At 65.3% G+C, this 9,016-nt stretch carries 7 protein-coding genes and 1 pseudogene; 1 reads left to right on the top strand and 7 read right to left on the bottom strand.

Going from position 1 to position 9,016, the window contains the following annotated elements; genetic code table 11:
- Window positions 1–304 precede the first annotated feature (304 nt).
- The 3 genes and pseudogenes from ACFWXH_RS31225 to ACFWXH_RS31215 form a co-directional block, all read right to left on the bottom strand.
- Window positions 305–1,384 (bottom strand): alpha/beta hydrolase, encoded by a 1,080-nt coding sequence (locus tag ACFWXH_RS31225; RefSeq protein ID WP_379125313.1) that lies wholly within the window; start codon window positions 1,382–1,384, stop codon window positions 305–307.
- A 71-nt stretch (window positions 1,385–1,455) separates the two neighbouring features.
- Window positions 1,456–1,900: pseudogene (locus ACFWXH_RS31220) on the bottom strand (cyclophilin-like fold protein).
- Window positions 1,897–3,087: an MFS transporter gene (locus ACFWXH_RS31215; protein ID WP_379125312.1), complete on the bottom strand. Its 1,191-nt coding sequence runs from the start codon at window positions 3,085–3,087 to the stop codon at window positions 1,897–1,899. Before ACFWXH_RS31215 ends, ACFWXH_RS31220 begins: the two are co-directional and overlap by 4 nt.
- A 134-nt stretch (window positions 3,088–3,221) precedes the next feature.
- Here ACFWXH_RS31215 and ACFWXH_RS31210 point away from each other — a divergent pair, with 134 nt between their 5' ends.
- On the top strand, window positions 3,222–4,118 hold the full coding sequence (locus ACFWXH_RS31210) for a LysR family transcriptional regulator (RefSeq protein ID WP_379125310.1): 897 nt from the start codon (window positions 3,222–3,224) through the stop codon (window positions 4,116–4,118).
- Window positions 4,119–4,583: 465 nt separating this feature from the next.
- Here ACFWXH_RS31210 and ACFWXH_RS31205 read toward each other — a convergent pair whose 3' ends face one another.
- From ACFWXH_RS31205 to ACFWXH_RS31190, 4 genes are all read right to left on the bottom strand, one after another.
- Window positions 4,584–4,829, bottom strand: a complete 246-nt coding sequence (locus ACFWXH_RS31205) for a MoaD/ThiS family protein (RefSeq protein WP_379125309.1) — start codon at window positions 4,827–4,829, stop codon at window positions 4,584–4,586.
- Window positions 4,830–4,895: 66 nt separating this feature from the next.
- Complete coding sequence (locus ACFWXH_RS31200; protein WP_379125308.1) at window positions 4,896–7,169, bottom strand: xanthine dehydrogenase family protein molybdopterin-binding subunit; 2,274 nt, start codon at window positions 7,167–7,169, stop codon at window positions 4,896–4,898.
- A 4-nt stretch (window positions 7,170–7,173) separates the two neighbouring features.
- A complete protein-coding gene (locus ACFWXH_RS31195) occupies window positions 7,174–7,647 on the bottom strand; it encodes a (2Fe-2S)-binding protein (protein ID WP_379125307.1) in 474 nt (157 codons plus the stop codon).
- Window positions 7,647–8,507, bottom strand: a complete 861-nt coding sequence (locus ACFWXH_RS31190; protein WP_379125306.1) for an FAD binding domain-containing protein — start codon at window positions 8,505–8,507, stop codon at window positions 7,647–7,649. The genes ACFWXH_RS31195 and ACFWXH_RS31190 overlap by 1 nt, the downstream gene beginning before the upstream one ends.
- Window positions 8,508–9,016 lie beyond the last annotated feature (509 nt).

The raw sequence follows: 9,016 nt of genomic DNA, 5'->3' as shown, positions 1-9,016 counted from the left end.
ATCATCGCTGTCGCAAGGAAGCTCCTCGTCTCGCTCAACGCCATGATCCGAGACAAAAGCCGCTTCGCTTGAACACAGTTGCCATTCCGGAACGCTGGAGGAATGGAAGCAACCTTGCCCCAGAAACCTGCTGGCCACCTCGACGGCCAGCCTGAAGAAAGCAAATGGGTCTGCACCGTTCCGCCTGTGTCAGTGTTCCGGGACGTGGAAGAAGGCCCGGCGCACTTTTGCTGGAAGCCCCACTACCTCCCCGCCCGACACGGTAGCGGCAGCCCGGGCCAGGTTAACCCGACCCGCTCTTGGCTCACGCCAGGTGCTGCTCGAAGAAGGACTGCAGCCTGTCGAACGGGATCACGTCCGCCCGGTCGTAAAGATCGACATGGTCGGCGCCGGCGATGATCATCAGTTCCTTCGGCTGCGCGGCGGCCGCGTGGGCGTCTTCGCTGAAATAGCGCGAATGCGCGTTTTCGCCCGCGATGAGCAGGATCGGACGGGGTGAGATCTCCTTGATGTAGCTCAGCAGGGGCATGTTCATGAAGGACAGCGGCGAGGTCGTGTTCCAGCCGGTCGTCGAATTGATCGAGCGCTTGTGGAAGCCGCGCGGCGTCTTGTAGTAGTCGAAATACATGCGAATGACGGGATCGGTGACGCCGTCCAGCGTTTCCGGCAAGCCGCCCGCCAGCGCGGGAACGCCCGCTTCCGCATCGGCCCAGCGCTGCCGGCTCAACCGCTCCAGCGTCTGGCTGCGTTGTTCGGCGGTCATCTTGTCGTAGTAGCCCCGGGCCATCACGCGGGACATGTCGTACATGGAGGTGGTGGCGACGGCCTTGATGCGCTTGTCGGCAGCGGCCGCATTCAGCGCCATGCCGGCGAAACCGCAGATGCCGATCAGCCCGATGCGCTCGCGATCGACGGAAGGGTGCAGGCCGAGATAGTCGACGGCGGCGCTGAAATCCTCGGTGTTGATGTCGGGCGAGGCGACGCTGCGCGGCACGCCGCCGCTTTCCCCGGTGTAGGATGCGTCGAAGGCAAGCGCGACGTAGCCGCGCGCGGCCATGGTCTGCGCATAGAGCCCGGAGGACTGTTCCTTCACGGCGCCGAACGGGCCGGATACGGCGATCGCCGGCAGGCGTTCGCCCTCGCGGTCCGCTGGACTGTAGAGGTCGGCCGCCAGCTCGATGCCGTAGCGGTTCTTGAACGTCACTTTCCTGTGCGTGACTGTCTCGTTGCGCGGGAAGGTCTTGTCCCACGCCGCGTCCTCAGCCAGCGCCTCGCTGGCGCCGGCGACCAGCGGCAGCGCTCCCAGCGCCGCCACCACGGCGCCGCCCGCCTTCATCAGGGTGCGCCGGTTGGGGCCTTCTGCGATCTCGATTCTGTCGGTCATCATTCTCTTCCTTGTCTGTTGGTTGTCTGGAAATTTACCGGTCGCTGGACCGGCGCCTCGATTGCCGCGCGTCAGGGGATGCGCTCGATGCGCACGGGAAATTCGCCGCGGATGTGGAGCGTTTCGTAGCCTTCGTCGAAGCGGCCGAGCCGGATCAGGCCCGGATATTTGTAGCCGGCGTAGAACAGGGCCAGATTGCCCCATGGCATGTAGTAGCAAAGGTCATAGGGCTGCTCGTTGCCGAAGCGGCCGCTGCCTTCTTCGGTCAGTTTCCGGGGCAGGCGCACGATCGATCTTGAGGTCGAGCGGCAGCATGCCGGCGAAGTCGCGGGCCGCCGGGTTGTCGTAGAGCGTCGCGGTCATCGTCCTGTCGTTGAAGATCATCCGGATGCGCATGGTCGTCGGCTCCTGGCTGGCGGGATCGTTGCCCTGCCGGCCGAAAGCTGCGCCGGGTACCAGCGACGCGGCGATGGCGGATGCGATCAGGCAACGGCGGTTGATCTGGGCTGTCGTCATGCCGCCTGCCTCGGCGTGAACCGCCATGTCGTCCATGCGAGCACGGCCGATGCGGCAAGCAATGCGGCGCCGAGCGCGAATGTCGACTGCCAGCCCATGGTGTCGAACAGCAGCCCGCCTGTCGCAGCGCCCGCGGTGATGGCGAGCTGGATGACGGCGACCTGCAGCCCGCCGCCCGCTTCGGCGTCGTCGGGCAGGGCCCGGCTGAGCCATGTGCCCCAGCCGACCGGAGCGGCGGTGCCGAAGAAGCCCCAGGCCATGAGCAGGAGCGCCACGACGGCGGTATGGGTCCCGAAAGCGATCAGGGCCAGCGCAAGGCCTGCCATGATGAGCGGGATGGCGACCAGGATGCCGAACAGGCGGGTGCCGAGCAGGCGGCCGATGCACCAGGTTCCGGCAGCGCCCGCCGCGCCCATGATCAGTAGCATGGTCGACAAGGCGGGCACGCTGACCCCGGTCACCTGTTCGAGGAAGGGGCGCAGATAGGTGAAAAGCGCGAACTGGCCCATGAACAGGCAGAAGATGGCGGCCATGCCGCACACGACCTGGCGACGGCCGAGCAGGCGCAGGACATCGGCCGATCCTTCCTCGCGGCGCGGCTGCAGCGGAGGCAGGCTCGTGCGCTGCCACACCAGCGCTGCGAGCGCGAGCGGCACGACGAGCAGGAAGGCCCAGCGCCAGCCGACATGGGCACCGAGGAAGCTGCCAAGCGGTGCGGCCACGGTCGCCGCGATGGCGTTGCCGGCACTCAGCACCGCCAGGCCCTTTGGCACGTCCGCGCGGTTCACGAGGCGCATGACGATGGCGGTCGACATGGACCAGAAGCCGCCGATGGCGATGCCGAGAACAGCGCGGCCGGCCATGAAGGTGAGGTAGTCGGGCGCCATGGCGACGGTCAGGCCCGAGATGATCAGCAGCCAGGTGAAGCCGAGCACCACGGTACGCCGGTCGAGACGACGGGTCAGCCAGGCGATCGTCAGGCTGGTGATAACGGCGAACACGCCCGACACGGCGATCGCCTGGCCTGTCTGCCCCTCCGTCACCGCGAGGTCGGCCGCGATCGGCGAAAGCAGGCTGACGGGCAGGAACTCGGATGCGATCAGCACGGCCACGCAGAGCGACATCGAGAAGACCGCGCTCCAGGCGGAACGCTGTTCGATGAGGGGCTTGTCGTAGGTAACGGTCATTGCTGTGGCTCCATGCACTCCCGGGAACCGGTCCCGGCTGCATGTCAGCGAACATAATTGTTGCGGACTTCACCGAGTATCCGCGATAATCCGTATGGACTTATCGATACCTGATATGAATAGGCGGGCTGGAGATGCAGCGCGAGGAGATGAAGGACCTGCTCTGGTTCCTGGCGGTCGCGAGGGAACAGAGCTTCACCAAGGCTGCCGCGCAGCTCGGCACGTCGCAGTCGACCCTCAGCCATACGATCAAGCAACTGGAAGCCCGTCTCGGCGTGCGCCTGCTGACCAGGACGACGCGCAGCGTCGCTCCCACCGAAGCCGGCGAACGCCTGCTCGCCACGCTTGCGCCTCGCATCGAGGAGATCGACATCGAACTGGCAAGCCTCGTCGAATATCGCGACAAGCCGGCAGGCACGGTGCGCCTCACGCTGTCGGACCACGCGCTCGCCACGACCGTCTGGCCGCGGCTGAAGCCGCTGCTCGCCTCCTATCCCGACATCAAGCTCGAATTGTTCAGCGACAACGGCATCCGCAACATCGTCGAGGGGCGGTTCGACGGCGGGGTGCGGCTGGGAGAGCGGCTGGAGAAGGACATGATCGCGGTGCGGATCGGTCCGGACTGGCGCATGGTGGTGGTGGCGGCTCCGGAATATTTCTCGACCAATCCGGTTCCCATCGTCCCGCAGGACCTGATCAGGCATTCCTGCATCAACATGCGGCAGACGACCAGCGGCGGCCTATACGCCTGGGAATTCGAAAAGGACGGCCACGAACTGCGCGTCCGCGTCGACGGGCAGCTGACCTTCAACTCGTCGATGGCGATGATCGACGCCGCGCTCGCCGGATGCGGCATGGCGTTCATGCCGGAAGACATCGTCGCCGATCACGTCCGGGCGGGACGCCTCCGGCTGGTCCTCGACGATTGGTGCGAGCCCTTCACGGGCTACCATCTCTACTACCCGAGCAGACGGCAGCTATCCCCGGCAATGGCCGTCGTCGTGAACGCGCTGCGGTATCGGCAGAAATGACAGTAGCGCGCAACGTGGGAATTGGTGGATTGGCAGGCTTTGAGAACTCCACGCGGCTATCCGCGAAGATGAGGCGCCTCTATCTCCCCCCTTGCGGGGGAGAAAGGATTTTCACGATCTTAGCGAGCACGCCCTTTAGGGCGGCGCAGTCTAAGTCGTAGAAAATCCAAGAGAGGGGATTTTCAGCTGAGGGGGTTGCTCGTTATCGCGAGGCCGAGAATGGCCTTTCGAACAAGATGCTTGAGAGCTAGTCAGCGGTGTGCGGGCCCCGGCCCTCGGCTATGGCCTCGGGCGTTCGAGCCTTCTCAAAGGTCCACTGGACCTTTGAATTCGCCTGCGGCGAACCAGGCTCTCACCCCCTCTCTTGCGATTTCTAGCACTTAGACTGCGCCGCCCTGACGGGCGTGCTCGCTAAGATGCTGAAATCGCTTTCTCCCCCGCAAGGGGGGAGATAAAGGTGCGCCGCTATCCTCCCGCCAGCCGTGGCAGCAGGAAGATCTCCGATCCTTCCGGCAGCTTCTTCGACCAGGTGTCGCGGTAGATGGTGCCGTCGATGGCGACCGCGATGCCGCGGTCGATGAACGGCTCGAAGCCGGGATACTGTTCAGCGAGTTTCCTGAACAGTTCCCGGATGTCCTTGGCCTCGATGTCGAGCTTGTCCTTGCCTCCGGCGACAGCAGCGAGCGATCCCCAGAGCGTGACGGCGACCATCAGCCGCCCCGTTTAGAGCACCGCAGGTCCATTCGGACGCGCAAAGGACGCTCTATCACTTTGAACCTACGCATCGTGGGCCGATGCGCTAGCCTCGAGCGCTGCCAGGATGCGCGGCGGCGACATCGGGATGTGCGTCATGCGCACGCCGACCGCGTTCGACACCGCGTTGGCGATCGCCGCCAGCGGCGGCACGATCGAGGTCTCGCCGACGCCACGCACGCCATAGGGGTGGTTCGGGTTGGGGATCTCGAGGATCTGCGTGTCGATCATCGGCAGGTCCGAGCAGACCGGGATGCGATAATCGAGGAAGCCGGCATTCTGCAGCCGGCCGTCCTTGCCGTAGATGTATTCCTCGTTGAGCGCCCAGCCGATGCCTTGCGCCGCGCCGCCCTGGTACTGCCCCTCGACATAGGTCGGATGCACGGCCTTGCCGGCATCCTGCACCACCGTGTAGCGCAGCACCCGGGTCGAGCCGGTCTCGGGGTCGACCTCGATGTCGCAGATATGGGTGGCGAAGGAGACGCCGGCGCCGTCGGCGACCAGCTCGCTGTGGCCGGCGATCGGCCCGCCGGTCGTGCCGGATTGCGCCGCGATCTCCTTCAGCGATAGCGGCGACAGGTTGCCGTATTTCTCGCCCCTGGCAAGCGCATGGCCCTTTTCCCACACCACGTCGTCGACGGGGATGTCCCACATCTGCGCGGCGCGTTCGCGCAGGATCTTGATGGCGTTGCGGGCAGCCGAAATCGTCGCCATGGAAGAGGAGAAGGTGCCGCGGCTGCCGTCGGTCATGTCGTTGTAGCCGAGGCTGGACGTGTCGGCGACGATGGCCTTGACTTGGGAATAGTCGATACCGAGCTCTTCCGCCGCCACCAGCGACAGCGAGGCGCGCGAACCGCCGACATCCACGGTGCCGACGGCCAGCGAGATCGAGCCATCCATGCCGATGTTGAGGTCGACGCAGGTCTGGCCGCCGAAGTTGAACCAGAAGCCGCAGGCCATGCCGCGGCCCTGGTTTTGCTTGAGCGGCGCCTTCATGTGCGGATGGTTCTTCACCGCCTCCAGCGTCGGGCCGATGCCGATCGGGCCATAGACCGGACCGTAGGAAGCGCGTGTGCCTTCCTGCGCCGCGTTCTTGATGCGGAAGTCGACCGCATCCATGCCGACCTTCCCGGCCAGCTCGTCGATGGTGCTTTCCACCGCGAAGGCGGCCATCGGCGCCGACGGTGCGCGATAGGCGGCGGTCTTCGGCCGGTTGACCAGCACCTCGAAGCCGACCGTCCTGACATTGTCGAGCTTGTAGCAGGCAAAGGCTGTCATGGCGCCGACCTCGGCCCACATGCCGGCATAGGGACCGCAGCTGTAGCGCAGCGTCGCTTCCGCGGCGGTGATGGTGCCGTCCTTGCGCGCGCCGATCTTCACGTCGATGGAGGTGGCGCTGGTCGGGCCCGACGCGCGGAACACCTCGTCGCGTGTCATCACCAGCTTCACCGGCCGGCCCGCCTTGCGCGACAGCGCGAGCGCAACCGGCTCGGCCCAGACATGGGTCTTGCCGCCGAAACCGCCGCCGATCTCCGAGGAGGTGACGCGCAGCTTCGAGGCTTCCATGCCGAGCAGTTGCGCGCAGTGCTGGCGATAGACGAAATGGCCCTGCGTGCAGACCCACAGCTCCGCCGTGCCGTCGGCGCTGACGCTCGCCACGCAGGCATGCGGTTCGATATAGCCCTGGTGCGTCTGTTCGGTCCTGAACGAGCGTTCGACGACGAAATCGGCGTCGGCGAACCCCTTGTGGATGTCGCCATGGCCGTATTGCGTGCACTTGTGGACGTTGGACGGCTTGACCGGCTTTTCCTCGAGGCCCTCGGTGAAGATGGCGTCGTTGATCAGCGGCGCCGTGTGCTTGAACGCCTCGTCGACATCGGTGACATGCGGCAGCACCTCATAGTCGACCGTAATCAGCTTCAACGCCTGCCTTGCCGTGCGGGCATCGATCGCCGCGACCGCCGCCACGGCATGGCCGTCATAGAGCGCCTTCTTGCGCGCCATGCAGTTGTCGAGGATGTCGTAGAGGGCGCTGTCGCCGTTGGTGAGGTCCGGCAGGTCGGCGGCCGTGATCACCGCCTTCACGCCGGGAAGCGCTTCGGCCTTCGAGGTGTCGATCTTGCGGATGACGGCATGGGCGTGCGGGCTGCGCAGCACGCGCCCGACCAGTTGCCCGGCCATGTTGAAATCGGCGCCGTAGCGGGCGCGGCCTGTCACCTTGTCGATGCCGTCGGGACGGATGGGACGCGTGCCGACGGAGGTGAAATCGCGGTTGGTCAGACGGGGATCGAAATTCATCGGCTCAGCCTCTCATCACGCTGGCGGCGTCCTGGACGGCGCGCACGATCTTGTCATAGCCGGTGCAGCGGCAGAGATTCCCGGCCAGCCCGAAGCGGATCTCTTCCTCGGTCGGGTCGGGGTTCTTGGCCAGCAGGTCCTTGGCGGCGATCAGGAAGCCCGGCGTGCAGATGCCGCATTGCAGGGCGGCATGTTCCAGGAACTTCTGCTGCAGCGGGTGCAGCTTCTCGCCATGCGCCATGCCTTCGATGGTTTCGACCTGCCGGCCTTCGGCCTCGGCGCCCAGCACGAGGCACGAGCAGACCAGCCGGTCGTCGACGATGACGCTGCAGGCGCCGCAGTCGCCGGTGCCGCAGCCTTCCTTGGCGCCGGTCAGCCCGAGCCGGTCGCGCAGCACTTCCAGCAGCGTCTCGTCAGGCTGGCAGAGATACTCGACATGATCGCCGTTGATTGTCGTTGAAACCGCTACGCCGGCCATCACTTGCCTCCTGCACGTTCATAAGCAGCGGTAGCGGCCCGTCCGGCCAGCACGCCCGCGACTTTTCGTCTGAATTCGATGGTGCCGCGCTTGTCGTCGATCGGGCGGCAGGCGCCCGCGCAGACCTTGGCGAGCCTCTCCAGCGTCGCCTCGTCCAGCCTGGAACCGACCAGCACCTCGGCAGCCTCCTCGACCAGAAGCACGGTGGGGGCCGCAGCACCCAGCGCCACACGGGCCGTCTTGACGACACCCGCCTCGTCGAGTGTCAAGTTCACGCCCGCGCTGACCACCGCGATGTCCATTTCGGTGCGCGGAATGAAACGCAGATAGGCATCGCCCGAACGCGGTTCGCGCTTGTCGAGCAGGATTGCCTCGATGATCTCGCCCCTCGCGAGCGAGGTCCGGCCTGGCGCGGTCGGCACGCTTTCGACCGCAATGGTGCGCTTGCCCGACGGCCCGGCCACCACGGCCCTGGCGCCGGCAGCCACCAGCGCCGGCACCGAGTCGGCGGCGGGCGAAGCGTTGCAGAGATTGCCGACGATGGTGCAGCGTCCCTGCACCTGCTTCGAGCCGATCAGCTTCGCCGCTTCGACGACGCCCGGCCAGGCCTTCTTCAGCACCTTGTTCTCGCCCAGCACCGCGCAGGGCACGGCGGCACCGATCGAGAAGCCTTCCGCGGTTTCCCTGATTTCGCTGAGGCCATCGATCGCCTTGATGTCGACGATCAGGTCGGGTTCGACGAACCCGCCTTTCATCCTCACCAGCAGGTCGCTGCCTCCCGCCAGGATGGCGGCTGTACCGGATGAACCGACCAGCTGGCCGACGGCATCCTCGATTGTAAGCGGACGTATGTAACGCATCGTCTCCCCTTGGCTATCGCAAGCTCAGAACAGTTATATAAAGAGTCTTCCCGTTATGACCATCCGGGCAAGCGCAATTCCATCAGGCCAGGGTGGTGAAAAGTTGGCATGTCGCCGGATCTTCTTCGATGGCGTCCGCTTCTTCCTGGACCTGCCCGTCGGTTCCATTCCTGCGACGTTCCTGAACGTTGAAAATTGCCGCCAGAAGCGCCGGCGCCCTATCTCCCCCCATGCGGGGGAGAAAGCGATTTCAGCATCTTAGACGAGCACGCCCGTTAGGGCGGCGCAGGCTAAGTGCTAGAAATCGCAAGAGAGGGGATATGCCGGCACGTCGCTGACAAGTTGCTTTTCCAAGCGTCTTGTTCTCGAAAGCCACTCTCTGTCTCGCGATAGCTGTGCAACCCTCAGCTGAAGATCCCCTCTCTTGGATTTTCTACGACTTAGCCTGCGCCGCCCTGCGGGCGTGCTCGTCTAAGATCGTGAAAATCCTTTCTCCCCCGCAAGGGGGG

Source organism: Mesorhizobium sp. NPDC059054 (assembly GCF_042739215.1).
GTDB lineage: Bacteria > Pseudomonadota > Alphaproteobacteria > Rhizobiales > Rhizobiaceae > Mesorhizobium.
The sequence above is the reverse complement of the archived record's forward strand: the minus strand, read 5'-3'. Positions and strand labels throughout refer to the sequence as shown.

What these genes read in the sequence shown, in the direction of transcription:
- ACFWXH_RS31225 (WP_379125313.1), bottom strand. Translation starts at nt 1,384, where the DNA reads ATGACCGACAGAATCGAGATCGCAGAAGGCCCCAACCGGCGCACCCTG.
- ACFWXH_RS31215 (WP_379125312.1), bottom strand. Translation starts at nt 3,087, where the DNA reads ATGACCGTTACCTACGACAAGCCCCTCATCGAACAGCGTTCCGCCTGG.
- ACFWXH_RS31210 (WP_379125310.1), top strand. Translation starts at nt 3,222, where the DNA reads ATGCAGCGCGAGGAGATGAAGGACCTGCTCTGGTTCCTGGCGGTCGCG.
- ACFWXH_RS31205 (WP_379125309.1), bottom strand. Translation starts at nt 4,829, where the DNA reads ATGGTCGCCGTCACGCTCTGGGGATCGCTCGCTGCTGTCGCCGGAGGC.
- ACFWXH_RS31200 (WP_379125308.1), bottom strand. Translation starts at nt 7,169, where the DNA reads ATGAATTTCGATCCCCGTCTGACCAACCGCGATTTCACCTCCGTCGGC.
- ACFWXH_RS31195 (WP_379125307.1), bottom strand. Translation starts at nt 7,647, where the DNA reads ATGGCCGGCGTAGCGGTTTCAACGACAATCAACGGCGATCATGTCGAG.
- ACFWXH_RS31190 (WP_379125306.1), bottom strand. Translation starts at nt 8,507, where the DNA reads ATGCGTTACATACGTCCGCTTACAATCGAGGATGCCGTCGGCCAGCTG.